Source organism: Streptomyces sp. RPA4-2 (genome assembly GCF_012273515.2).
Taxonomy (GTDB): Bacteria; Actinomycetota; Actinomycetes; order Streptomycetales; family Streptomycetaceae; genus Streptomyces; species Streptomyces kaempferi.
Window position 1 is genome coordinate 7,127,171 of record NZ_CP050975.2, and the last position, 22,898, is coordinate 7,150,068.

Consider the following 22,898-nt stretch of genomic DNA (forward strand, 5'->3'; position numbering starts at 1 on the left):
ACCGGCCCGCGGTCATCCCCCGACGCGGCCACCACGCAGGACATCAGCGGCCCCCACACCGTGCCGCTCCTTGAACCGGTGCGAGAAATAGGAGGCGGACCCGAAACCACAGGCCGCTCCCACCTCGGCCACGCTCCCGGGCCATCCCGCGGCGAGCATCGAGCGGGCGCGGTCGAGACGGCGGCCGAGGAGGTACTGCGGCAGGCTTTCACCGCCGTGGGCGAACACGCGGGACAGATGCCGCTCGCTGACCCCGATACCCCGGGCGACGTGAGCCGCGGAAAGCCCCGGCTCCGTCAGGTGCTCGTCGATGTAGGCCCGAGCCGTCGCGAGGTGCACGGCCGCGGTGGTCGGCGGGCGGCCCGACACCACGCTGCCGAGCAGCTCCAGCACGATGTCCTCGTCCACGGCCTCGGACGACTGCGGCAGCACCGCCCGTCCGACCATCCGGGCCAGCGCCCTGGCCTGCGCGGCGCCCTCGTCGACGTCGAAGACCATGGGCTGGGACAGCTGCGGCCCGCCGAGATCCCGCCAGACCGACCGGGGCACCTTCACCGCCAGCTCTTCCAGCCCCTGCGAGAAGCCCCGTATGAAGGGCCGGTCCGCATCGCAGACGATCAGCTGTCCCGGGTGCAGCACCCGCACCCCGTCATCGTGGTAGAAGAAGGCGTCCCCGGTGAGTGCGAAGTAGCACGCGATCGCCTCCGACGGCAGGTTCCGGACGACCGAGCGGGTCCGCTCCACGACATGGGGACCGCCCGCGACACGAGCCAGGTCGACGTGCGGCAGCTGGAGGTTGATCTCCGTCGCCTCGAGCGCGTCGTCACGCAACGAGCGACAGTGCACGCCGATGAGGGCTGCCGCGTTGTGCGCCTCCCAGAGGGCGACACGCTGGCCCTCAGGGAGGCCGACCGTGCTGAACAGAACAGGGCCGGTTCCCATCCCGCTTGTCATCCCCCCAGGGTAACGGCGTTCCACGCCGAGGCTCAGGGGCCGTCAGGAGGTGGCACAGGAGGCCTGGCGTGGAGGACCTGCGAGGGGCCGCAGAGGTATGAGCCATGCAGAGGTACGAGGCATGCAGAGGTAGGGGGACGACGGCCGGTCGGCCGGTCAGCCCGTCAGGAAGGGGTGGTCGGTGTATCCGGTGGCGTCGCCGCCGGAGATGACCTCGGGCGGGCGGCGTCCTGGTGGGGAAGCTGCTAAGCGGTGTCCTTACCGGGGCAGCTCCGCTGCTCCTGGCGGTCGATCCTCTCGCTGATCTTCGCGGCGACGGTGCGCAGACTGTCCAGTTCGGCGGGGACCAGACCGTCGAAGATGAGGTCGAGCACCCGGGCCACGTGTCCTGGGGCGGCTTCGGCGAGATGGGCGTGGCCGGCGTCGGTCAGGATCGCGTGGGTGTAGCGGCCGTTGGTGGGGTCGGGCTCGCGACGGACGAAACCCCGGCGTTCCAGCCTGCTGATCAGGTGGGAGAGACGGGACAGTTCGGAGTTGGCGAGGACGGCCAGGTCGCTCATGCGCATGCGGTGTCCCGGCTGGTCGGACAGTCCGGCGAGGACGTAGTACTCGACGTACCGCAGGCCCGCGTCCTGCTGCAACTGTGTCTCCAGGGCGGCGGTCAGCCTGTGCAGCATCAGGCCGAATCGCTGCCATGTCTCCAGCTCCGCGGGGGTCAGCCAGCGGCGCTGATCGGTCGGGTGCGGAGGCTCTTCGGGCATGTCCGGAGTCTATCCGGCGTGAACGTTCATGCGTCCAGGCTCACACTTGAATCTTCATGAGTCCCCGCCTAGAGTGGGACATGAAATTTCAAGCGAGAGGGAGCCCGGAGTGACTGCCGAGGATTTTCCCCAGGGCGAGTACGTCATCGACCCGTCCTGTTCCAGCATCGATTTCTCCGCCAAACACCTGTTCGGTCTGGGGAGTGTCCGCGGCAGCTTCACGCTGCGTTCGGGGGCCGTCTCCATCGCCGAGCCCGCCACCGACTCCCACGTGGGGGCCGTCGCCGACGCCACCAGCTTCAGCAGCGGTAGCGCGGCGCGGGACCGGAAGGTGCTGTCGCGGACGTTCCTGGACACCGACAGCCATCCGGACATCACCTTCACCTCCACTGGTGCCCATCGCGACGCCGACGGCACGTGGAGGCTGGACGGCCTCCTCACGGCCCGCGGCGTCCGGGCGCCGGTCGTGTTCACCGTGACGCGGGCTCAGATGCTCGACGAGGAGCTCGAGTTGACGGCCACGGCGACAGTGGACCGATACGCGCACGACATCACAGCCATGAAAGGCATGGCAGGCCGGTTCCTGTGGCTCAGCGCCACGATCCGCGCCCGCCGCGCACCCGCCGGCCCGGCCTCGCACCGGCCCGCCCATCAAGGAGAAGACCGCATGAGCGACCTGAAGATCGCCGTCATCCTCGGCAGCACCCGGCCCGGCCGCAACGGCAAGGCTGTCGCGGACTGGGTGGTGGACCGGTCCGGCGCCCGCACCGGCGTCGAGTACGAGCTGGTCGACCTCGCCGACTACCCGCTGCCCCACCTGGACGAGGCCATGCCGCCCGCCATGGGTCAGTACCAGGGCGAACACACCAAGACCTGGGCGGCCAAGATCGCCGAGTTCGACGGGTACATCTTCGTGACCCCCGAGTACAACCACTCCACCTCCGGCGTGCTCAAGAACGCGATCGACTACCTGTACGGGGAGTGGAACAACAAGGCCGCCGCCTTCGTCTCCTACGGTTCCCTCGGCGGCGCTCGGGCCATCGAGCACCTCCGGGCCGTGGCGAGCGAACTGCAGCTGGCCCACGTGCGTCAGCAGCTGTCCTTCTCGCTGTTCACCGACTTCGAGAACTTCTCCGTCTTCAAGCCGGCCGAGCAGCACGACGATGCCGCGACCGCCCTGTTCGACCAGCTGGAGTCCTGGGCCCGCGCCCTCAAGACCGTCCGGGTCTGACCCCTCGCCCCCCGGAAGGCGGGCGACGGGACGGCCGCCCACCTGAGGTGCGGTCCCGGAACAGACTGCGGTCGTGTTCCGGGACCGCACCCGCGGTCCCGCCGTTTCGCCACCGGGCCGTACGACCCGGCGTCTCCTCGCCACGTGGTCGTCGCGCCGACGTGGGCCGCGCGGCGCGCGGCGCGCGGCGTGCCGCGACGCGGGGCCGCTGCGGATGCGCCCGGCCCTCGGCCTGCTCCCGATGGCGAGCCACGGAACGCGGAGACATCCCGGCTGATTCCCGCGGGGAAGGTCTGGACGGCACGGCACTCGTCGAGCCGTCCCACACCAGGATCGATTTCTCCGTCAGGCGTTGTTCGGCACAGGCGCGGCCGCGACGGCTTCGCGCCGCCCTCGGGGCCGTCTCCGTGGTCGGGGCCGCCGCCTGCCAGGGCGTGCGGCCCGTCGCCGATGCGGCCGACTGCCGCGGGCCGCATCACTGGCTCGAGGTGCGCGACCCGGCGCTGCTCGCCCACGCCACCCACGATCGACCCGGACGGCCCGTGGTTCCGGGTGCCGTTCGACGTCCAGCGCGAGATCCGGCCCGCCGAGGAGTACGAGCCGGCCCGCTCGCCGGTCGACACTTCGCTCCCTGAGGTCGACCTGTTCGCCGCCGTCACCGGTCGGTCTCCACGACCGTGATGCCTCTGGCGGTCAGGAGCCCGGTGCGTTCGGCACCATGGGCCCTGTCCCCGCCAACCCCACCGCGATGACCTCCCCTTGAGCGCGCGGCCAGGCGCGCAACTGCTCGTAACCGGCACGGCCACGGTGACCACACAGGCCGGCAGCCGGAATGCCGCTGACGCCGATCCCGCACCGCACGCCCGGAATTGAGGACACCACGTTCCCGCGTGGAAGGCGGGTTCGGTCGTGATGTCGACCTTCATGGTCCGTTGCGGTCGGCCGGAGTCGGATTCAGTGTGTTTCATGAGCTGGTATTGAGCATGTTCTGCGGGTCCGGGCCGCCCGGCTCTGAGTGTGGGGAGAATGGGCGAGTACTGTCCTGCGGCGGGGTCCGACTGTTGAGATCTCCGACCCGGGTGTCCTGCTCGCGTTGTGTCGACCGCCGGCCGGGGAGGGTGGGCTCGGCGGTCAAGGCCCGCGCCCAGGCGATCAACCAGGCGATCGACCAGCTCAAGGCCGTCCTCGTCAGTGCCGACCCGAACCCGCGGGAAGAACTGGCCGGGCTGAACGGAGCGGAACTCTCCCATGCCGCCCCGCACCGGATCGCGAGGACTCGCCCGCGCTTCGACGCGCGCACCCGGGACTGCGACGAACGCCGTGTCGAGGAGGGCGGGACCCGACGCGAAATCGTCCGAGGCGTCAAACGCTACGCTGCCCGGGAGGTCTTCCACCTGGTCAGGACCGTACAGCCATGCCCCGGCACAGGGGCAGTCGTGATACATGAGAGGGTCAGACGGGTGAGCGAGACACCACCGAACACCCTGCAATACCGCTTCGACGGGCCAGAAGACGCACCTGTCCTGATCCTGGGTCCCTCACTGGGCACCACCTGGCACATGTGGGACCGGCAGATCCCCGAGCTGGCGAAGAACTGGCGGATCTTCCGTTTCGATCTGCCGGGGCACGGCGGGGCCCCCGCCTATCCGGCGGGCTCGTTCGCCGAACTCGCGGGGCGGCTGCTCGCCACACTCGACGGGCTCGGGGTGCAGCGCTTCGGCTACGCGGGCTGCGCGTTCAGCGGGGCCCTCGGGATCGAACTGGCCCTGCGCCACCCGGAGCGGATCGCCTCCCTCGCGGTGATCGCCGCCTCACCCCGCTTCGGATCGGCCGACGAGTTCCGCCAGCGCGGCGTGATCGTGCGGACCAACGGACTCGACCCGATCGCCCGCACCTCGCCCGAGCGCTGGTTCACGGCCGGGTTCGCCGCGGCCCAGCCCGCCATCACCGAGTGGGCCGTACAGATGGTGCGCACCACCGACCCCGGCTGCTACATCGCCGCCTGCGAGGCACTCGCCGCGTTCGACGTACGGGCCGAACTGGGCCGGATCGGCGTCCCCACCCTCGTCCTCGTGGGCTCCGACGACCAGGTCACCGGGCCCGCCGAGGCCCGCACGCTGGTCGCCGGAATCCCGGACGCCCGGCTCGCGGTCGTGCCCGGTGCCTCGCACCTGGTGCCGGTGGAGCAGCCCGCCGCGGTCACCGACCTGCTGGTACGGCACTTCTCCACCGCCTGGCAGCCCGCCTACGACTCGTCGACCGGCCAGGTGGCGATCCCGGCGGGCCCGGTGAAGCCGGCGCTCGCCACGCCCCCGCCGCTCGCGCCCGTCGCCGAGATCGCCCCGGCCGTCCTCGCCCAGCCCGAGATCCTCGGCAGGCCCGACCCGTACGACGCGGGGATCAAGGTCCGCCGCGAGGTGCTCGGGGACGCGCACGTGGACCGGGCACTGGCCTCGGCGGACGCGTTCTCCGGGGACTTCCAGGATTTCGTCACCCGCTACGCCTGGGGGGAGATCTGGGACCGGCCGGGCCTCGACCGGCGCTCGCGCAGCTGTGTCACGCTCACCGCGCTGGTCGCGGGCGGCCACCTCGACGAGCTCGCCTTCCACACCCGCGCCGCCCTGCGCAACGGCCTCACCCCGGTCGAGATCAAGGAAGTGCTCCTCCAGGCGGCGGTGTACTGCGGCGTCCCGGCCGCGAACAGCGCGTTCAGGGTGGCGCAGGCGGTGATCCGGGAGGAGACCACCCCCCAGGAGTGATCATCCGGGCAGTGGGAGCACCAGGCTGAGCAGGCCCCGGGGCGCCCGGCGGGGGGAGGATGGACTCATGAAGCTCACGAAGAAGTCGCACGCATGCATCCGCCTGGAGAAGGACGGGCGCGCGCTCGTCATCGACCCGGGCGTCTTCAGCGAGGAGGACGCGGCCGTCGGCGCGGACGCGATCCTGATCACGCACGAGCACCCCGACCACTTCGACGAGGAGCGGCTGAGGGTCGTCCTGGAGGCCGGGCCCGCGACCGAGGTCTGGACCCTGAAGTCGGTCGCGGACCGGCTCACCGCGGCCTTCCCCGGCCGGGTGCACACCGTCGGCCACGGTGACACGTTCACCGCCGCGGGCTTCGACGTCCAGGTGCACGGCGAGCTGCACGCCGAGATCCACCCGGACATCCCGCGCATCACGAACGTCGGCTATCTCGTCGACGGCGGACGTGTCTTCCACCCGGGCGACGCCCTCACCGTCCCGGACCGGCCGGTGGAGACGCTGATGCTCCCGGTGATGGCCCCGTGGAACAAGATCGCCGAGGTCATCGAGTACGTCCGCGAGGTCAAGCCCCAGCGCGCGTACGACATCCACGACGCGCTTCTCACGGACCTCGCCCGCCCGATCTACGACCACCAGATCGGCGCCCTGGGCGGCGCCGAGCACCTGCGGCTCGCGCCGGGGACGTCGGCGGAGGTCTGAGCGCGGGGCGGCCCCGGGCGTGAGCGGGCCGCGGGGACCCGTTGTCGTACCCGCCCGGTAGGTTGTCGGGTATGCGCATCGCGACCTGGAACGTGAACTCGATCACCGCCCGCCTCCCGAGGCTGCTGGCCTGGCTGGAGAGCAGCGGCACGGACGTGCTCTGCCTCCAGGAGGCCAAGGTCGCTGCCGAGCAGTTCCCCGTCGACGAGCTGCGCGAGCTGGGGTACGAGGCGGCCGTGCACGCGACCGGCCGGTGGAACGGAGTGGCGGTGCTCTCGCGCGTAGGCCTGGAGGACGTCGTCAGGGGACTGCCCGGCGGCCCCGGCTACGAGGGCGTCGAGGAACCCCGGGCCGTCTCCGCGACGTGCGGCCCGGTCCGCGTCTGGTCGGTGTACGTGCCCAACGGCCGCGAGGTCGGCCACCCCCACTACGCGTACAAGCTCGAGTGGTTCGAGGCACTCAAGGCGGCGGTCGCGGGCGACGCGGCGGGCAGCAGGCCGTTCGCCGTCCTCGGGGACTACAACGTGGCGCCGACGGACGACGACGTCTGGGACATCTCCCTGTTCGACGGTGCCACGCACGTCACCCCCGCCGAGCGCGCCGCCCTGACCTCGCTGCGCGAGACGGGCCTGTCGGACGTGGTCCCGCGCCCCCTCAAGTACGACCACCCGTTCACCTACTGGGACTACCGCCAGCTCGGCTTCCCCAAGAACCGGGGCATGCGCATCGACCTGGTGTACGGCAACGAGGCGTTCTCCAAGGCGGTCGGTGACGCGTATGTCGACCGTGAGGAGCGCAAGGGCAAGGGGGCCTCGGACCACGCGCCGGTCGTGGTGGACCTCGACATGTGACCCGCGCGCGGGCGGGTGCGTTCCGGGGCGCGCCTGTGGTGTGTCGGACGGAGGGAATGACACGCTGGGCGTATGAACATCCCTTTTTTGGGCACCTGGCGCAAGAAGCACGGTCTCGCCTTCGGGGTGGCCGTGTTCACCGAAGGCGACCACGATCCCGCGGGCATCGCCGAACTCCTCGCGGAGTGCGAGCTGCTGCGCTCGCAGGCGCACCAGGCGGGTGTCGAACTCGACGACTCCGCGACCTCCTTGGAGGCGCTGGACCAGTTGCTGCCGCGCTGGCGCGACGACGAGGAGAGCCTGCCCTGGCTCGGCAACGACGCGGGCCTCTACCTCGGTTCGGTCATCGTGCGCACGGTCTCCGGCGCCGCCTGGGAGATCTGGCCCAACGGCCAGCCGGTCGTACGGCTGACGTCCGGCCGCGAGATCGACGTCGTCGCCTCGGGCCACACCTGGGCCGCCAGCGGCGCTCCCGAGCTGTCCCAGCTGTACGCGGAGGTGTCGGAGGGGTGATCCGGCGGCCGCCGTGCCCGTCCCGAACTGGCGCGCCGCAAACCTGAAACTTGATAAATACGGCTAATGCCCGAAAAGTGCGTGTCGAGTATTAAGCGCCATCTTGCCCGGATAGTTTGCGGCATCTGCGACACAGCTGAGAGTGGGTGGGGCCGGGCATGGCTGTCGATCCTCTGATCGAACTGCAGGGCGTGAACAAGTACTTCGGCGAGCTGCATGTCCTGCAGGACGTCGACCTCACCGTCGCCAAGGGGGAGGTGGTCGTCGTCATCGGCCCGTCGGGGTCGGGCAAGTCGACGCTGTGCCGAACGATCAACCGGCTGGAGACCGTCCAGTCGGGAACCATCAAGTTGGACGGCCGGCCGCTGCCGGACGAGGGCAGGGCGCTCGCCGGGCTCCGTGCCGAGGTCGGGATGGTCTTCCAGTCCTTCAACCTCTTCGCGCACAAGACGGTCCTGCAGAACGTCTCGCTCGCCCAGATCAAGGTCCGCGGCCGGAAGAGGGAGGACGCGGACCGGCGCTCCCGTGAACTCCTGGACCGGGTGGGCCTCGCCGCACAGGCACCCAAGTACCCGGCACAGCTCTCCGGCGGCCAGCAGCAGCGCGTCGCCATCGCCCGCGCCCTCGCCATGGACCCCAAGGCACTGCTGTTCGACGAACCGACCTCGGCGCTCGACCCCGAGATGATCAACGAGGTCCTGGAAGTCATGCGGCAACTCGCGCGCGACGGCATGACCATGGTCGTCGTCACCCACGAGATGGGCTTCGCGCGCTCCGCCGCCAACCGTGTCGTCTTCATGTCCGACGGCCGCATCGTCGAGGACCGCGCCCCCGAGGAGTTCTTCACCAACCCGCGCAGCGACCGCGCCAAGGACTTCCTCTCCAAGATCCTCAAGCACTGAGCGGGGGAGTGCACCGCATGATCCGTACCACACGTGTGCGCCTCGCCCTGGTGGCGATCACCGCGCTGCTCGCCACCGTCACCGGCTGCGGCAAGGAGGGCAGCCCGCCCACCAAGGGACCGGCCGCGGAGAAGCTGCCCACCTACGAGGTCGCGAAGGGCTTCGAACTCCCCGACTCTCCCACCTGGCAACGGGCCCGGAAGCGTGGCCACTTGAACGTCGGCGTCAAGGAGGACCAGCCGTACCTGGGCGAGAGGGACCCGGCGACGGGCGCCTACGCCGGCTTCGACATCGAGATCGCGAGGATGATGGCGGCCTCGCTCGGCTTCGACCCGAAGACCGTCAACTTCAGGACGGTCGCCTCGGCCAACCGCGAAACCGCCCTGCAGAACGGCCAGATCGACTACTACGTCGGCACCTACACCATCAACGACCTGCGCAAGAAGCTCGTCGGCTTCGCGGGCCCGTACTACATGGCCGGTCAGTCCCTGCTGGTCCGCAAGGACGAGAACGACATCCACGGACCTCAGGACCTGGCCGGCAAACGCGTCTGCTCGGCGGCCGGTTCGACGCCGTACCAGCGCATCAAGACGGACTACCCGAAGGCCACACTCGTCGCCTACGACACCTACTCGGTCTGCGTCGACAACCTGCTCACCTACCAGGTCGACGCCGTCACCACCGACGACGCGATCCTGATCGGCTACGCGGCGAAGGCCCCCGACGAACTCAAGGTCGTCGGCAGGCCGTTCTCCAAGGAGCCCTACGGCATCGGCGTCCCGCGCGGTGACAACGCGCTGCGCTACGCACTCGACGACGCGCTGGAGGCCCGGGAGAAGAACGGCGACTGGAAGAGGGCGTACGAGGCGACGCTCGGGCTCTCCGGAGTGCCCGCGCCCACCCCGCCCGCCATCGACCGCTACCCGGCGAGCTGAACGAGGCCGACGTGAACGTACTGACAGACAACTTCTCCACCTTCGCCGAGGGATTCCTCGGCACGGTCGAACTCACCGTCTACGCATCCGTGCTGGCGCTCCTGCTGGGCTTCCTGATGGCCTCGTTCAGGGTCGCGCCGGTCGCCTCCCTGCGGGCCATGGGCACGGCCTGGGTCGCGGTGCTGCGCAACACCCCGCTCACCCTGCTGTTCTTCGCGGTCCTGCTCGGACTGCCACGCTTCGGACTCGTCCTGCCCTTCCAGGTGTTCGCGGTCCTGGCACTCGGCTGCTACACCTCGGCGTTCATCTGCGAGGCGCTGCGCGCCGGCATCAACACCGTGCCCAGGGAACAGGGTGAGGCGGCCCGCAGTCTCGGCATGACGTTCCGGCAGACGCTCTCGCTGGTCGTCCTGCCACAGGCGTTCCGGTCCGTGATCCCGCCGATCGGCTCCACCCTCATCGCCCTCGCCAAGAACTCCGCCATCGCCGGGGCGTTCAGCGTCACCGAACTGCTCGGCACCTACAAGACGCTCAGCGAACTCGGCTACAACATCGTCTGGACCTTCGTCTGGATCGCCGTCGGGTACCTGATCATCACCCTCGCCATCAGCGCGGTCTTCAACGTTCTCGAAAAGCGCTGGGGAGTCGCCCGATGACCGCCACCGCCCACCGGTCACCCGCCCCCCGGTCCCGGGCCCGGCGGTCCACCACCCACCGGTCCACCGCCCTCTACGACGTCCCCGGGCCGAGGACCCGGCGACGGCACCGGATGTACGGGGTCGTGTCCACCGTCCTGATCCTCGCCCTGATCGGCTGGATCCTCTATCTCCTGTTCGACACGGGTCAGTTCACCCACACCAAGTGGATGCCCTTCGAGTACAAGGGCATCCAGGAGCTCCTGCTGCGAGGACTGGGCAACACGCTCAAGGCCTTCGCGCTGGCCGCCGTGTTCTCGCTGGCGCTGGGCGCGGTGCTCGCCACGGGACGCCTCTCCGACCACGGCCCGGTGCGATGGATCTCCACGCTGGTCGTCGAGTTCTTCCGCGCCATGCCCGTGCTGGTGATGATCTTCTTCATCTTCGTGGCGCTGAAGGTGCAGCCGCTGCCCGCGCTGGTCGCCGGACTGACGCTCTACAACGGCTCGGTGCTCGCCGAGGTGTTCCGCTCCGGCGTCAACTCCGTCGACCGCGGCCAGCGGGAGGCCGCGTTCGCGCTCGGCATGCGCAAGACCCAGGTCATGTCCCATGTCCTCGTACCGCAGGCCGTACGGGCCATGCTGCCCGCCATCATCAGCCAGCTGGTGGTGGCGCTGAAGGACACCTCGCTCGGTTTTCTCATCACCTATGAGGAGTTCCTCCACGCCGGAAAACTGATCGCGTCCAACCTCGACTACGATTTGCCGTTCATCCCCGTGGTGATGGTGATCTCGCCGATCTACATCGGGATGTGCATGCTGCTCTCCTGGTTCGCCCAGCGGGTGTCCCGGTGGGAGCGGCGCAGTCCCAAGACCGAGGCCGTGAAGGTGGCACCGGCCGAACCAGGGACGCTGCTGCCGGGTGGGGGTCGTCCCCCCACCGCCCCGAGACAGTAGGGGGAGCAGCAGCTCACAGGGCCATGCCCGGCCGGCGGCAGCCGGAGATCACTGCTCGCGCAGGGGAATCGACACGTAGGACGGGTCGTTCGCCGGTGAGGAGAAGGTCAGCTGCGCGCCGGACGGGTTGTGCTCGATGTAGAGCGGGTCGACCGTGTCGACGACCAGGGCGAGCCGGTGCCCTGCCGGGACGTCGTAGGCCGTGGAGTACAGGTCCAGGTCGACGCCGAACGGCTTGCCGGGCGTCTGCCCGTGGAAGGTGTACGGCGCGTTGCTGACCAGCTTGCCGAGGCCGAGCGGCCCCACGTCGTACAGATAGGCGACGAGGGTGCCGCTCTCCTTGGTCGGGGTGAGCGTCGTGTGCAGCCGGGCGGTGCCGCGCACCTGCTGGGCGCTCGCGTACCGCTCCGACTGCCAGACGGCCGCCCAGCGGCGCGGCAGCAGCGGAATGGCTGCCATCGGGGGGACCCGGGCCAGCTGGTCCAGGACGCTGGAGAGGAAGATGATCCCGCCGTCCGCGCCCGAGTCGATGTTCGTGTGGATCGTGGTGGTGCCCGCCAGCGCGATCTTCCGCGTGGTGGCGCCGACCGACTTCCAGTCCGGGTAGCCCTCGTAGCCGCCGGCGGAACGGGACTTGAGCTGAACCGGCTGCTCGCGGTCGATTCCGTTGTCCTCGCCCCTGAGGTAGTGGTCGAACCAGCGGCCGGTGTCCTTCCACACATCGTTGGGGACTCCGAACAGGCCGGCGAGCTCGGCGGTGGCGTGGTCGCCGGGGCGGAACTCCAGACGCTTGGGTCCGGTCAGTTCCTCGTAGAAGCGGGCGTACTGGTTGGGCGGGAAGATCGTGTCGCCCCAGGCGTTGGCCATGAAGACGGCCGGACCGTTCTTGTCGAGCTGGTCGACATAGGTCTCGGGAGAACGTCTCCTCCCCCAGGCGATCATCTCCTGCTCCTTCGAGAGGTCCGAGGAGAAGAAGCCCTCCAGGGTCTGCCGGAGTTCGGCGCTGGGGCGGCCGGTGAGAGCGCCGACGCCGCCGAGCAGCGCGGTGGCCTGGGTGTGCTCGGTACGGCCCGAGTAGATCGAGTCGATGAGATCGGCCCAGCCGCTGAGCGCGGCGACCGCCTTGATCCGTTTGTCGTGCTCGGCGGCCAGCAGGCTGATCCCGGCACCGTACGAGACGCCGGCCACGCCGATCCTCCGCGCGTCGGCGGGGGTGTTGGCGAGTGCCCAGTCGATCACCTTCGAGGTGTCGGCGACGTCGGGCGGGCCCGCCACTTCTATCTCGCCGCCGGACTGCCAGAAGCCGCGGACGTTGTAACCGACCACCACATAGCCGGAGTCGGCGAGTTTCTGGGCCTGTGCGAGGTACTCGACCTGGGGCAGACCCCAGCTCGTGGGCAGCACGATGAGCGGGTAGGTGCGGGTGCCGTCGGAGTCCGCGGGGGTGACCACGTTGCCCTTGAGGACCGTGCCGCCGTCCCCGGTGATGTCGACGAAGCGGACGCCGCCCGTGGCCGCTTGGGCGGTGGGAGTGAGCCCGAGGGTGCCGCCGGTGATCAGGGCCGCCGAGACGGCACCCACGGCGGTCGTGCGCAGGGCATGGCGATGGAGTCCCACGGGCCACTCCTCACTCGTGTCGGTGGAAAGTGACCCGACGGTAACCTCGCGCGCTTACTGAAAGTAACCCGTCGGTAAGTTACGCACGGGTAAAGGTTCCGGGAAGGCGCCGGAGCCTACGACGCGCGGCGCGAGTTGCGCGCCGGTGTCGGTGTCGGTGTCGGTGCCGGCGAGGGCGTGGGCGGCGGGGTCCTGGCGGCGCGGGTCACGTCCGCGACGAGTTCGACCACATCGGGGCCGTACGCCTGCGAGTTCACCACTTTCAGGAGCAGGACGAAGGAGTTCCCGCCGTGTTTGCGCGCCAGACGCTCGTGGTTGCGGGCGAGGTAGCGGGTCGCGGCCTGGTTGGTGATCGCGCGCTGGCCGCAGAAGAGGAACACCGGCCGCGTCCCGCGCTCCTGGCCGGCGACCAGCCGGGCGAGGATCACGTACTCGCCCTTGCCCGACTCCAGGAGGTAGCGCTCGCTGCCGATCTGGAACGCGCCGCGGTCCGGGCCCGGTTCGGCGTCGACGTTCACGTCGACGCCCGGAAGCAGGGAGTGCAGATGCGCCGCCATCCGCCGGTTCGACGACGGGCCGCCCACGCAGAACTCCGTACGCTCCCCGAAGCCCTGCTGGGTCGCGTCGTGCGCGATGACCTGGGCGTGCGCGCCACAGTCCTTGATCAGGGCGGACAGTTCGAGCAGTGCGAACACGTCGTGCCGCATCACCGTCAGCTCCGGGCCGCCCGCCTCCCGGTTGACCACCAGCAGCGACTCGGAGTTGTCGGGCAGCCCGAAGAACGCCTGCTTGCGCCGGAGTCTGCGCTTCCACAGATACGTACGGGCGAGCCAGCCGAGGGCGGCACTGACGCCGGCCGCCAGCACGCCGAGGACGATGTTGCGCACGTCGTCATTCATGGGCGCGCATGCTAGCCGGAATGCGCAACGGTGTTCGAGGGGGTCCTGACGGAAGGGCGGAGGTGAAGTTACGCTGCGCGGACGGCTGTTGACTGGAGGTACGGATGCGTCGCCCTGTTGCGCGGAATCTGGCGGTCTTGGCGGTTTCGGCCGCGGTGGTCTCGGTCGGTGCGGCAGCGCCCCCCGGCGCGGGGAAGGCGGCCGTGTCCGCCGCCGTCGGCACGCCGGCGAAGGCGCCGGTCGCCGTCGGCTACGGCGGCGCGGTGGCGAGCGTCGACGCCGACGCCTCCGCCGCGGGCATCGAGGTTCTCAGGAAGGGCGGCAACGCGGTGGACGCGGCGGTCGCCACGGCCGCGGCCCTCGGCGTCACCGAGCCCTACTCCTCCGGTGTGGGCGGAGGCGGCTACTTCGTCTACTACGACGCCAGGTCCCGTACGGTGCATACGATCGACGGCCGTGAGACGGCACCGCTGAGCGCCGACTCGGGCCTGTTCCTGGAGAACGGGCAGCCCCTCGCCTTCGCCGACGCCGTCACCAGCGGACTGAGCGTCGGTACGCCGGGCACGCCCGCGACCTGGCAGACGGCGCTGGACAGTTGGGGCAGCAGACGGCTGAGCAGCGTGCTCAAGCCCGCGGAACGGATCGCGCGCGACGGATTCACGGTCGACGCGACCTTCCGCTCCCAGACGGAGTCCAACGAGGCCCGCTTCAGGAACTTCCCGGACACCGCGAAACTGTTCCTGCCCGGCGGCTCGCTCCCGGCGGTCGGCTCGACCTTCACCAACCCCGACCTCGCCCGCACCTACGAGGAGCTGGGGCGCAGGGGAGTCGGCGCGATCTACCACGGCGACCTCGGCAAGGACATCGTCGACACCGTGAACAAGCCGCCGGTGGACACCGGTTCCGGCTACAACGCCCGGCCCGGAGAGCTGTCGCTCAAGGACCTGGCGGCGTACCGGGCGAAGAAGCAGGCGCCGACGGAGACGGCGTACCGCGGCCGGAAGGTCTACTCGATCGCGCCCTCCTCGTCCGGTGGCACCACGGTCGGCGAGGCCCTCAACATCCTGGAGCGGACCGACCTCTCCGACGCGAGCGACGTGCAGTACCTGCACCACTACATCGAGGCCAGCCGGATCGCGTTCGCCGACCGCGGGCGCTGGGTCGGCGACCCCGCCTTCGAGGACGTACCCACGAAGGAACTGCTGTCGCAGAGGTACGCCGACTCGCGTGCGTGCCTGGTCAAGGACGACGCGGCGCTGACCAGCCCGCTCGCGCCGGGCGACCCGCGCCACCCGGCGGCCTGCTCCACCGCGGGAACCGCCGCTCCGACGACGTACGAGGGTGAGAACACCACGCACCTCACGGTCGCCGACAAGTGGGGCGACGTGGTCTCGTACACGCTGACCATCGAGCAGACCGGCGGCAGCGGCATCACCGTCCCGGGCCGCGGCTTCCTCCTCAACAACGAGTTGACGGACTTCTCGTTCACCCCGGCCAACCCGGCCGTGCACGACCCGAACCTCCCCGGTCCCGGCAAGCGGCCGCGCTCGTCGATCTCGCCGACGATCGTGCTGGACCGGCACAACGAGCCGGTGGTGGCACTCGGTTCGCCGGGCGGCGCGACCATCATCACCACCGTGCTGCAGACGCTCACCGGATTCCTGGACCGCGGACTGCCGCTCGTCGACGCGATCGCGGCGCCGCGTGCCAGCCAGCGCAACGCGGCACAGACGGAACTCGAACCGGGCCTCTACGACAGCGCGCTCAGGACCCGGCTGGAGGCACTCGGGCACTCCTTCAAGCTCAACCCCGAGATCGGCGCGGCGACAGGCGTCCAGCGCCTTCCGAACGGCAAGTGGCTGGCCGCCGCGGAGACGGTACGGCGCGGGGGCGGATCGGCGATGGTGGTGCGTCCCGCGTCGTAGCGGACCGACGGGTGGTTCGCGCCACCCGGCAGGGCGGGGGCGGGGGGTGAACGGCGCGGTGCCCCGCGCCGTTCACGGCCGGCTCGCGCGGGCCCGGGGTCAGCGCGCCGTCAGGATGCGGGGCCCGGAGTCCGTGATGGCCACCGTGTGTTCGGCGTGGGCGGCGCGGGAGCCGTCGTCCGTACGCAGGGTCCAGCCGTCGGGTGCCGCGTGGAAGCCGTCGGTGCCGCCGCCGATGAGCATGGGCTCGATGGCGAGGACCATGCCGTGCCGCAGCGGCAGGCCGCGGCCGGGACGCCCCTCGTTGGGGACGGGCGGGTCCTCGTGCATACGGCGGCCCACGCCATGGCCGCCGAAGCCGTCCGGGATGCCGTACCCCGCCGCGCGGCAGACCGTGCCGACGGCGTGCGCGATGTCCCCGATGCGGTTTCCGACGACGGCCGCCGCGATGCCCGCCGCGAGGGCGCGGTCGGCGGTCTCGACCAGGCGGACGTCGGCGGCGCGCGGCCGGCCGACGATGAAACTGATCGCCGAGTCGCCGACCCAGCCGCCCAGTTCGGCGCCGAAGTCGATGGACACCAGGTCGCCGTCGCGCAGCCGGTAGCCGGTCGGGATGCCGTGCACGATCGCGTCGTTCACGGAGGCACAGATGACCGCGGGGAACGGGGTGGGCGCGAAGGAGGGGCGGTAGCCGAGGAAGGGGGTAAGCGCCCGCGTCGCGCAGCACCTGGTGGGCGACCTCGTCCAGCTCCAGCAGGGAGACGCCCACGGCGGCCGCTTCCCGTACCGCCGTGAGCGCCCTGCCCACGACCTGTCCCGCCTCGTGCATCGCGTCGATCGATGTGTCCGTCTTGAGTTCCACCATGCCAATTACTATACCGGTATTAGAATGGGGTCATGGTGCGTACCCCGCTGACCCCCGAAGAGCGCGAACGCGGCGAGCTCCTCGGACAGTTGCTGCGTGAAGCCCGCGGCGGCCGGAGCATGGTGGAGGTCGCGGCGACCGCCGGTGTCTCGGCCGAGACCCTGCGCAAGATCGAGACCGGGCGGGCGCCCACCCCTGCCTTCTTCACCGTGGCGGCGCTGGCGAGGGCGCTCGGGCTGTCCATGGACGACCTCGATCACCGGACTCCGCTCCCGGCCCGAAAACTCCCCGTAGTCGTTCCGTAACACGAGGGGTGTTTTCTACCGGACCGGAGTACTTCGGTCGGGTGGGGAGTTGTGTGATGACTGTGGATCAACTCCCCGGTGAGGTGCGGGAGTTCGCGAGCTATCTGGACGGGCTGATGCGGCGGCTCGATCAGGGCGGCGGCTGGTGCGGGGTGTTCTGGCAGCGTGACCCCGACGGAATGCGGGCCTGCCTGGACGGCTGGGAGGTGCCGCCCTGGGACGTGGTCGAGGCGCTCCTGCAGGACCTCGGCGCGGAGTACGGCGGCGTGGCCGCGGAGCGGGAGGCCGGGCGGGCCCGTTCGCTGCACGGCGCCTCGCTCGCCGCGTTCGACGCCCGCCCCGGCGGGCGCGACGCGCTCGGTGACCGTCTCGACGTGATGCTCCGTGAACAGCGCTACGCGGCGGAACGCCGGACCGAGCTGAACCGGCTGCTGGCGGAAGCCGCCACACCACGGGACGCCGACGCGGTACGGCTGGACCTGGCCTGGGCCCGGGACGACCACGAACGGGCCACCGCCCGCTGCGTCGAGCTCCGGCACCGCATGGAGAACCTCGACCGACGCGCCCTGCGGACCCGCGCATCGGGCGCGCTCGGTTTTTCAGGGGCAGCCGGGGGCGCACGCCGTCCGGCGGACGGCAAGGTGCGCGGGAACCGTCCCGGCGAGGCGTGGGCCGAGGACACGTGGGCTGACGACACGGGCTCCCAGGACACGGGGGCCCGGGCCACGGAGACGGCGGGCCGCCACCGTGCGGCCCTCCCCGGGCGGACGAGGAACCGCTCGCCGCTCGCGGACCCCACCACGCCCCCTCGATCCGAGACCGCCGATCCCGGCCCGTACGACCCGTCGGCCACCACTCCGGGGCCGGGCCCCGAAGCCTTCACCCGCACCGGGCCCGACACGTCCGACGCCCCGTCCGCCCCGAGCCGACCCGCCGCCAGGGGGGATGCAGGCGCCGGGGGCGGAGGCGGTGCTCCTGCGCCCGGTGGTCCTGGGGCGGACGGGCAGGCGTTCGCGCCCGCCGGATCGGGTGCGGCCGGGGGTGTCCCCGGCCCCGCCGGCCCCGGCGTCCGAGGTGATGGTTCCGCGCCGTTCCACCACGGTTCCGAGTCTTTCTTCCCCGCCGAACCGGGCACGGGTGGCGGGGACTTCGGCACCGGTGGTCCCGGCGTCCGGGCCGGCGCTCGAGACACCGGCCGCCCCGGGTCCGGGGAGGCCTCCGCGGACGCCGGCGCCGGTGCGGGCGGTGATGGCTTCGGGCCCGGTACTCCCGCCTCCGGCCCCGGGTTCGAGGCGTACGACCCCGAGTCCCGGCCGGAGGACCACTCCGGGGCCGTACGGCCCCACGAGGAGCCCCGGCCACCGGCCGCGCGGTCCGCGACCCCCGAGGCCGCCGCGGCCCCCAGGCAGCGCTCCAGGCGCCGCCCCCGGGGCAGCGCGCGCTTCGCCGGGATGATGGAGTCCGGCGCGGCCCCCGTGCCCGTCCCCGGGACGCCGGCGCCGCTGCCCGCCACCCAGGCCGCCCCGAACCGCCGCACGCCCCGCGGCGCGCGTTTCGCCGGGGCCGCCGAGGAGCGGGCGGAGCCGGAGCCGCAGCCGGAGCCCCTGGACGCGGACGCCCGGCGGGCCACCGCCGAGACCGTCCGGACGCTGGTCCGGCTGCGCGCCGAGGGCCGCAGCGGTGAAGCGCACGCCGCACTCGTCGAGGCCGCGTACTGGCCCGCCGCCCGCTTCCCGCTGCTCGCCGCGGAGTTGCACGACGCGGGCCTCGACGCGGACTGGGCCACCCTGCTGTGGGAGGCCGCCTCGCTCCCCGCGGACCGGCTGCTCGCCGCGTCCGACGCGCTCTCCGCGGCCGGCCGCACCACCGACGGACAGCAGATGCTGCGCCAGGGCGTCGCCCGCCCCGCACCGGAGATCGGGGCCGCCGTGCTCGGCCTCGCCGACGAGGGCCGCCGGCGCGAGATCCGGGCGCTGCTCGACGCCTACGTGCGGGTCCGTACCCCCGAGGAGGCCGCCCGCAGCGCGGAGAACGACCCGGCGCGGCTCGTGCCGCTCCTGCTGGACGCCGCCCGGGAGATCTCCGGACAACGCCACTGGGACCTCGTGCACGCCCTTCGCGTGGCCGGCTTCACCACCTGAGTCACCCGGGCGGCCCACACCCCGGTCAGCCTCTCACCCACAGGGGTGTGAAACGTGATCGACTCAGCGGGTTAACCCCGATGGTCTTGGCAAGGCTGTCCAGGGGGCTTACTTTCGAGCCTCTACCGCCTTTGTCTACGGGCGTAGAGGCTCTCTGACGTCCCGTCGAAGGAGCAGCTCATGGCCAACGTCGTACGCGCCGCTCTGGTCCAGGCGACCTGGACCGGCGACACCGCATCCATGGTCGCCAAGCACGAGGAGCACGCCCGCGAGGCGGCCCGGCAGGGCGCGAAGGTGATCGGCTTCCAGGAAGTCTTCAACGCCCCCTACTTCTGCCAGGTCCAGGAGCCCGAGCACTACCGCTGGGCCGAACCGGTGCCCGACGGGCCCACCGTGACCCGCATGCGGGAACTCGCCCGTGAGACCGGCATGGTCATCGTCGTGCCCGTCTTCGAGGTCGAGCAGTCCGGCTTCTACTTCAACACCGCGGCCGTGATCGACGCCGACGGCACCTTCCTCGGCAAGTACCGCAAGCACCACATCCCCCAGGTCAAGGGCTTCTGGGAGAAGTACTACTTCAAACCGGGCAACCTCGGCTGGCCCGTCTTCGACACCGCGGTCGGCCGGATCGGCGTCTACATCTGCTACGACCGCCACTTCCCCGAGGGCTGGCGGCAACTCGGTCTGAACGGCGCGCAGCTCGTCTACAACCCCTCCGCCACCTCCCGCGGCCTCTCCGCCTACCTCTGGCAGCTGGAACAGCCCGCCGCGGCCGTCGCCAACGAGTACTTCATCGCCGCGATCAACCGGGTCGGACAGGAGGAGTACGGGGACAACGACTTCTACGGGACCTCGTACTTCGTCGACCCGCGCGGACAGTTCGTGGGGGAGACCGCCGGCGACAAGACCGAGGAACTCGTCGTCCGGGACCTCGACTTCGACCTGATCGACGAGGTGCGTCAGCAGTGGGCGTTCTACCGCGACCGCCGGCCCGACGCGTACGAGGGGCTGGTGCGGCCGTGAGCGACCTGTACGCACGGCACAAGGCGGTACTGCCCGACTGGCTCGCCCTCTACTACCAGGACCCGCTGGAGATCACCCACGGCGAGGGCCGCCACGTCTGGGACGCCGACGGCAACAAGTACCTGGACTTCTTCGGCGGCATCCTGACGACGATGACCGCGCACGCGCTTCCGGAGGTGACCAAGGCCGTCAGCGAGCAGGCCGGCCGGATCATCCACTCCTCCACGCTCTACCTCAACCGGCCGATGGTCGAACTCGCGGAGCGCATTGCCCAGTTGTCGGGCATCCCGGACGCCCGTGTCTTCTTCACCACCTCCGGCACCGAGGCCAACGACACGGCCCTGCTGCTCGCCACCGCCCACCGGCGCAGCAACCAGATCCTGGCGATGCGCAACAGCTACCACGGCCGGTCCTTCAGCGCGGTCGGCATCACCGGCAACAAGGGCTGGTCGCCGACCTCGCTCTCGCCGCTGCAGACGCTGTACGTCCACGGCGGAGTCCGCACCCGCGGTCCCTACGCCGGCCTGTCCGACGCCGAGTTCATCGCCGCCTGCGTCGAGGACCTCAGGGACCTGCTCGGCCACGTCCGGCCGCCGGCGGCCCTGATCGCCGAACCCGTCCAGGGCGTCGGCGGCTTCACGATCCCGCCCGACGGTCTGTACGCGGCCTTCCGCGAGGTCCTCGACGAGCACGGCATCCTCTGGATCGCCGACGAGGTACAGACCGGCTGGGGCCGCACCGGCGAGCACTTCTGGGGCTGGCAGGCGCACGACGCCGCGGGCCCGCCGGACATGCTGACCTTCGCCAAGGGCATCGGCAACGGCATGTCCATCGGCGGCGTCGTCGCCCGTGCCGAGATCATGAACTGCCTGGACTCCAACTCCATCTCGACCTTCGGCGGCTCACCGGTCACGATGGCGGCGGGGCTGGCGAACCTCGCCTACCTCCTCGAACACGACCTCCAGGGCAACGCCCGGCGCGTCGGAGGGCTGCTCATCGAGCGGCTGCGGGCCATCGCCGCACAGGTCGACGGCGTACGGGAGGTCCGCGGCCGCGGACTGATGATCGGCATCGAACTGGTGAAGCCCGGCACCGACGAGGCACATCCCGAGGGCGCCGCCGCCGTGCTCGAGGCGGCCCGCGAGGAAGGCCTGTTGATCGGCAAGGGCGGCGGTCACGACACCAGCGTGCTGCGCATCGCGCCGCCACTGTCCCTCACCGTCGCCGAGGCGGAGGAGGGCGCGGCGATCCTCGATCGCGCGCTGAGGTGCACCCGGTAAGAGAACCTGAGCAAGGGAACGTCGCCATGACCACCGCCTCGGACACCGCCCTGTCGGTACGCCAGGTCCTCACCCTGGAACGGGTGCTCGCCGGAGAGCCCGAGGTGGTGGCGGGCGCGGGCCACCTCGACCGGCCCGTGCGCTGGGTGCACGTCGCGGAGGCCGCCGACGTGGGGGTGATGCTCAGCGGCGGCGAAATGGTGCTCACCACCGGCGTGCTGCTGGCCGGCGACCCGGACGCGCAGGCCGAGTACATCCGTTCGCTGCACCGCGCGGAGGCCGCGGCCGTCGTCCTCGGACTCGGCCGGGCCTTCCCCGCACCGCCGGACGTGATGCGCCGGGCCGCCGAGCGGTGCGGGCTGCCCATGGTCGTACTGCACCGCCCCTTCCCCTTCGCCGAGTTGACGGAAGAAGTGCAGTCCCGGCTGGTCAGCAGCAAGTTCGCGGCCGTGAGTCTGTCCGAGTCGGTACGCACCACGCTCACCGGCCTCATCACCTCGGGCGCCCCCATGCAGCGGATCCTCGACGAGATCGCGGGCCACGCGGCCTGCCCCGTCGTCGTCACCAACCTCGCCCACCGGGTCCTCGCCACCGCGGGGGAGCGGTCCGCGGTGGACGACGTGCTGCGCGACTGGGAGCGCATCGCCCGGCAGGCGGGCGGCAGCGAGGGCGACGGGTGGATCCGGGCGGAGCTGGGCGGCCGGGGCGAGCGCTGGGGCCGCATCGTGCTGTGCGGTCACCGCGGCGACGCGGTGACCGGGCGGCTGCTCGCCGACCGGGCCGCCGAGGCCCTGGTCCTGCACCGGATGCTCGCCGGCTCCACGCACACCTGGGAGGAGGAGTCCGCGCAGAGCCTGCTCACCGACCTCGTGAGCGGGGTCGTACCGGCGCGGCAGCTCCTCCCGCGAGCGCGCGCTGCGGGGCTGCCCGTGAACCGGCGGTCGTTCGTGCCGCTGGCCGTCCGGGACGGCGACCCGGCCCAACTGGACCGTGTGCTCAGGCTGCTGGGCCTGTCCGGACTCGTCGCCGAACTCGCCGACGGGGCCACCGCCGTGCTGCTGAGCCTCGCCCGGGACCAGGACGCCGAGGCGCTGGCCGCGCACTTCGCCGCCCGGCTGCGCCACGAGACCGGCGCCCCCGCGACCGTGGCGGCCGCCTCCGCGCGTCACGCCTGGGACGACGTCCCCGGCGGCCTGCGAGAGGCCCTGCACGTCGCCGAGGCCGCCGCCGACACTCCCGTCGGCCAGGAGGACCACCCGGTGCTCGTACGGCTGCGTGACGTCCATCTGCGCGGTCTGGTGCGGCTGCTCAGGGACGACCCGCACGTCCAGTCCTTCGCCGAACGGGAGCTGGACGGGCTGCTGTGCGGGGCCGACGCGGAGTCGGAGCTGCTGCCCGTGCTGCGGACGTATCTCGCGACGGGCCGCAACAAGTCCCGCACCGCGCAGCTCCACCACGTCAGCAGGCCCGCGCTCTACCGCCGGCTGGAGGCGATAGAGGCGCGCCTCGCCGTCGACCTCGACGACTTCGAACAGGCGGCCTCCGTACACATCGCGCTGCTCGCGCACGACGCTCAACGACGGTGAAACACCGGATGACTCAGGTGAAACATGCGACGACGCGGGGGTGACACCGTGGAACGG

19 protein-coding genes and 3 pseudogenes are annotated in these 22,898 nt (G+C 71.2%); 17 read left to right on the forward strand and 5 right to left on the reverse strand.

The window, feature by feature from the left end; translation table 11 throughout:
- Positions 1-12: 12 nt before the first annotated feature.
- Together HEP85_RS31105 and HEP85_RS31110 are read right to left on the reverse strand one after the other, a co-directional pair.
- Positions 13-954 carry a helix-turn-helix domain-containing protein gene (locus tag HEP85_RS31105; RefSeq protein ID WP_168530847.1) on the reverse strand — a complete coding sequence of 314 codons (942 nt, stop codon included), beginning with the start codon at positions 952-954 and terminating at the stop codon, positions 13-15.
- Between the two features lie 245 nt (positions 955-1,199).
- Positions 1,200-1,715 (reverse strand): MarR family winged helix-turn-helix transcriptional regulator, encoded by a 516-nt coding sequence (locus HEP85_RS31110; RefSeq protein WP_168530848.1) that lies wholly within the window; start codon positions 1,713-1,715, stop codon positions 1,200-1,202.
- 28 nt (positions 1,716-1,743) lie between these two features.
- Here HEP85_RS31110 and HEP85_RS31115 point away from each other — a divergent pair.
- The 11 genes and pseudogenes from HEP85_RS31115 to HEP85_RS31165 form a co-directional block, all read left to right on the forward strand.
- Positions 1,744-2,265, forward strand: a pseudogene (locus HEP85_RS31115) (YceI family protein); the annotation flags it as partial.
- Between the two features lie 117 nt (positions 2,266-2,382).
- A complete protein-coding gene (locus HEP85_RS31120) occupies positions 2,383-2,946 on the forward strand; it encodes an NADPH-dependent FMN reductase (protein ID WP_248002534.1) in 564 nt (187 codons plus the stop codon).
- A 479-nt stretch (positions 2,947-3,425) separates the two neighbouring features.
- Positions 3,426-3,627 (forward strand): annotated as a pseudogene (locus HEP85_RS31125) (hypothetical protein); the annotation flags it as partial.
- A gap of 779 nt (positions 3,628-4,406) precedes the next feature.
- Positions 4,407-5,705, forward strand: coding sequence for a 4-carboxymuconolactone decarboxylase (pcaC, locus tag HEP85_RS31130; RefSeq protein WP_168534191.1), 1,299 nt, complete (start codon positions 4,407-4,409; stop codon positions 5,703-5,705).
- Positions 5,706-5,772: 67 nt separating this feature from the next.
- Positions 5,773-6,408 carry an MBL fold metallo-hydrolase gene (locus HEP85_RS31135; protein WP_168530850.1) on the forward strand — a complete coding sequence of 212 codons (636 nt, stop codon included), beginning with the start codon at positions 5,773-5,775 and terminating at the stop codon, positions 6,406-6,408.
- A 71-nt stretch (positions 6,409-6,479) separates the two neighbouring features.
- Positions 6,480-7,259 (forward strand): exodeoxyribonuclease III, encoded by a 780-nt coding sequence (locus HEP85_RS31140; RefSeq protein ID WP_168530851.1) that lies wholly within the window; start codon positions 6,480-6,482, stop codon positions 7,257-7,259.
- A 72-nt stretch (positions 7,260-7,331) separates the two neighbouring features.
- Positions 7,332-7,772, forward strand: a complete 441-nt coding sequence (locus HEP85_RS31145; protein WP_168530852.1) for a DUF6278 family protein — start codon at positions 7,332-7,334, stop codon at positions 7,770-7,772.
- Positions 7,773-7,930: 158 nt separating this feature from the next.
- Positions 7,931-8,674: an amino acid ABC transporter ATP-binding protein gene (locus HEP85_RS31150; RefSeq protein ID WP_168530853.1), complete on the forward strand. Its 744-nt coding sequence runs from the start codon at positions 7,931-7,933 to the stop codon at positions 8,672-8,674.
- 17 nt (positions 8,675-8,691) lie between these two features.
- Positions 8,692-9,609, forward strand: coding sequence for a glutamate ABC transporter substrate-binding protein (locus HEP85_RS31155; protein ID WP_168530854.1), 918 nt, complete (start codon positions 8,692-8,694; stop codon positions 9,607-9,609).
- Positions 9,610-9,620: 11 nt separating this feature from the next.
- A complete protein-coding gene (locus tag HEP85_RS31160; RefSeq protein ID WP_168530855.1) occupies positions 9,621-10,265 on the forward strand; it encodes an amino acid ABC transporter permease in 645 nt (214 codons plus the stop codon).
- Positions 10,266-10,378: 113 nt separating this feature from the next.
- The gene (locus HEP85_RS31165; RefSeq protein WP_248002535.1) at positions 10,379-11,200 is read left to right on the forward strand and encodes an amino acid ABC transporter permease; all 822 of its coding nucleotides are present in this window, start codon (positions 10,379-10,381) and stop codon (positions 11,198-11,200) included.
- 48 nt (positions 11,201-11,248) lie between these two features.
- Here HEP85_RS31165 and HEP85_RS31170 read toward each other — a convergent pair whose 3' ends face one another.
- Positions 11,249-12,817, reverse strand: coding sequence for an alpha/beta fold hydrolase (locus tag HEP85_RS31170; RefSeq protein WP_168530857.1), 1,569 nt, complete (start codon positions 12,815-12,817; stop codon positions 11,249-11,251).
- A 116-nt stretch (positions 12,818-12,933) separates the two neighbouring features.
- The gene (locus HEP85_RS31175) at positions 12,934-13,716 is read right to left on the reverse strand and encodes a hypothetical protein (protein ID WP_168530858.1); all 783 of its coding nucleotides are present in this window, start codon (positions 13,714-13,716) and stop codon (positions 12,934-12,936) included.
- A 104-nt stretch (positions 13,717-13,820) separates the two neighbouring features.
- Here HEP85_RS31175 and ggt point away from each other — a divergent pair, with 104 nt between their 5' ends.
- Positions 13,821-15,641 carry a gamma-glutamyltransferase gene (ggt, locus tag HEP85_RS31180; RefSeq protein ID WP_168530859.1) on the forward strand — a complete coding sequence of 607 codons (1,821 nt, stop codon included), beginning with the start codon at positions 13,821-13,823 and terminating at the stop codon, positions 15,639-15,641.
- A gap of 99 nt (positions 15,642-15,740) precedes the next feature.
- Here the strand turns inward: ggt and map are convergent.
- A pseudogene (map, locus tag HEP85_RS31185) lies at positions 15,741-16,506 on the reverse strand (type I methionyl aminopeptidase).
- Between the two features lie 32 nt (positions 16,507-16,538).
- Here map and HEP85_RS31190 point away from each other — a divergent pair.
- The 5 genes from HEP85_RS31190 to HEP85_RS31210 all read left to right on the forward strand — a co-directional run bounded on the left by HEP85_RS31190 (position 16,539) and on the right by HEP85_RS31210 (position 22,841).
- Positions 16,539-16,811 (forward strand): helix-turn-helix domain-containing protein, encoded by a 273-nt coding sequence (locus tag HEP85_RS31190; RefSeq protein ID WP_168530860.1) that lies wholly within the window; start codon positions 16,539-16,541, stop codon positions 16,809-16,811.
- Positions 16,812-16,867: 56 nt separating this feature from the next.
- A complete protein-coding gene (locus tag HEP85_RS31195; RefSeq protein WP_369657918.1) occupies positions 16,868-18,952 on the forward strand; it encodes a hypothetical protein in 2,085 nt (694 codons plus the stop codon).
- A 180-nt stretch (positions 18,953-19,132) separates the two neighbouring features.
- A complete protein-coding gene (locus tag HEP85_RS31200) occupies positions 19,133-19,975 on the forward strand; it encodes a nitrilase-related carbon-nitrogen hydrolase (protein ID WP_168530861.1) in 843 nt (280 codons plus the stop codon).
- Positions 19,972-21,255, forward strand: a complete 1,284-nt coding sequence (locus HEP85_RS31205; RefSeq protein ID WP_168530862.1) for an aspartate aminotransferase family protein — start codon at positions 19,972-19,974, stop codon at positions 21,253-21,255. Before HEP85_RS31200 ends, HEP85_RS31205 begins: the two co-directional genes overlap by 4 nt.
- Before the next feature lie 26 nt (positions 21,256-21,281).
- Positions 21,282-22,841 carry a PucR family transcriptional regulator gene (locus tag HEP85_RS31210; protein WP_168530863.1) on the forward strand — a complete coding sequence of 520 codons (1,560 nt, stop codon included), beginning with the start codon at positions 21,282-21,284 and terminating at the stop codon, positions 22,839-22,841.
- The last annotated feature ends 57 nt before the right edge of the window (positions 22,842-22,898 follow it).

What these genes read in the sequence shown, in the direction of transcription:
- HEP85_RS31195 (WP_369657918.1), top strand. Translation starts at nt 16,868, where the DNA reads ATGACTGTGGATCAACTCCCCGGTGAGGTGCGGGAGTTCGCGAGCTAT.
- HEP85_RS31140 (WP_168530851.1), top strand. Translation starts at nt 6,480, where the DNA reads ATGCGCATCGCGACCTGGAACGTGAACTCGATCACCGCCCGCCTCCCG.
- HEP85_RS31190 (WP_168530860.1), top strand. Translation starts at nt 16,539, where the DNA reads ATGGTGCGTACCCCGCTGACCCCCGAAGAGCGCGAACGCGGCGAGCTC.
- HEP85_RS31165 (WP_248002535.1), top strand. Translation starts at nt 10,379, where the DNA reads ATGTACGGGGTCGTGTCCACCGTCCTGATCCTCGCCCTGATCGGCTGG.
- HEP85_RS31150 (WP_168530853.1), top strand. Translation starts at nt 7,931, where the DNA reads ATGGCTGTCGATCCTCTGATCGAACTGCAGGGCGTGAACAAGTACTTC.
- ggt (WP_168530859.1), top strand. Translation starts at nt 13,821, where the DNA reads ATGCGTCGCCCTGTTGCGCGGAATCTGGCGGTCTTGGCGGTTTCGGCC.
- HEP85_RS31105 (WP_168530847.1), bottom strand. Translation starts at nt 954, where the DNA reads ATGACAAGCGGGATGGGAACCGGCCCTGTTCTGTTCAGCACGGTCGGC.
- HEP85_RS31155 (WP_168530854.1), top strand. Translation starts at nt 8,692, where the DNA reads ATGATCCGTACCACACGTGTGCGCCTCGCCCTGGTGGCGATCACCGCG.
- HEP85_RS31120 (WP_248002534.1), top strand. Translation starts at nt 2,383, where the DNA reads ATGAGCGACCTGAAGATCGCCGTCATCCTCGGCAGCACCCGGCCCGGC.
- HEP85_RS31210 (WP_168530863.1), top strand. Translation starts at nt 21,282, where the DNA reads ATGACCACCGCCTCGGACACCGCCCTGTCGGTACGCCAGGTCCTCACC.
- HEP85_RS31200 (WP_168530861.1), top strand. Translation starts at nt 19,133, where the DNA reads ATGGCCAACGTCGTACGCGCCGCTCTGGTCCAGGCGACCTGGACCGGC.
- HEP85_RS31110 (WP_168530848.1), bottom strand. Translation starts at nt 1,715, where the DNA reads ATGCCCGAAGAGCCTCCGCACCCGACCGATCAGCGCCGCTGGCTGACC.
- HEP85_RS31145 (WP_168530852.1), top strand. Translation starts at nt 7,332, where the DNA reads ATGAACATCCCTTTTTTGGGCACCTGGCGCAAGAAGCACGGTCTCGCC.
- HEP85_RS31135 (WP_168530850.1), top strand. Translation starts at nt 5,773, where the DNA reads ATGAAGCTCACGAAGAAGTCGCACGCATGCATCCGCCTGGAGAAGGAC.
- HEP85_RS31175 (WP_168530858.1), bottom strand. Translation starts at nt 13,716, where the DNA reads ATGAATGACGACGTGCGCAACATCGTCCTCGGCGTGCTGGCGGCCGGC.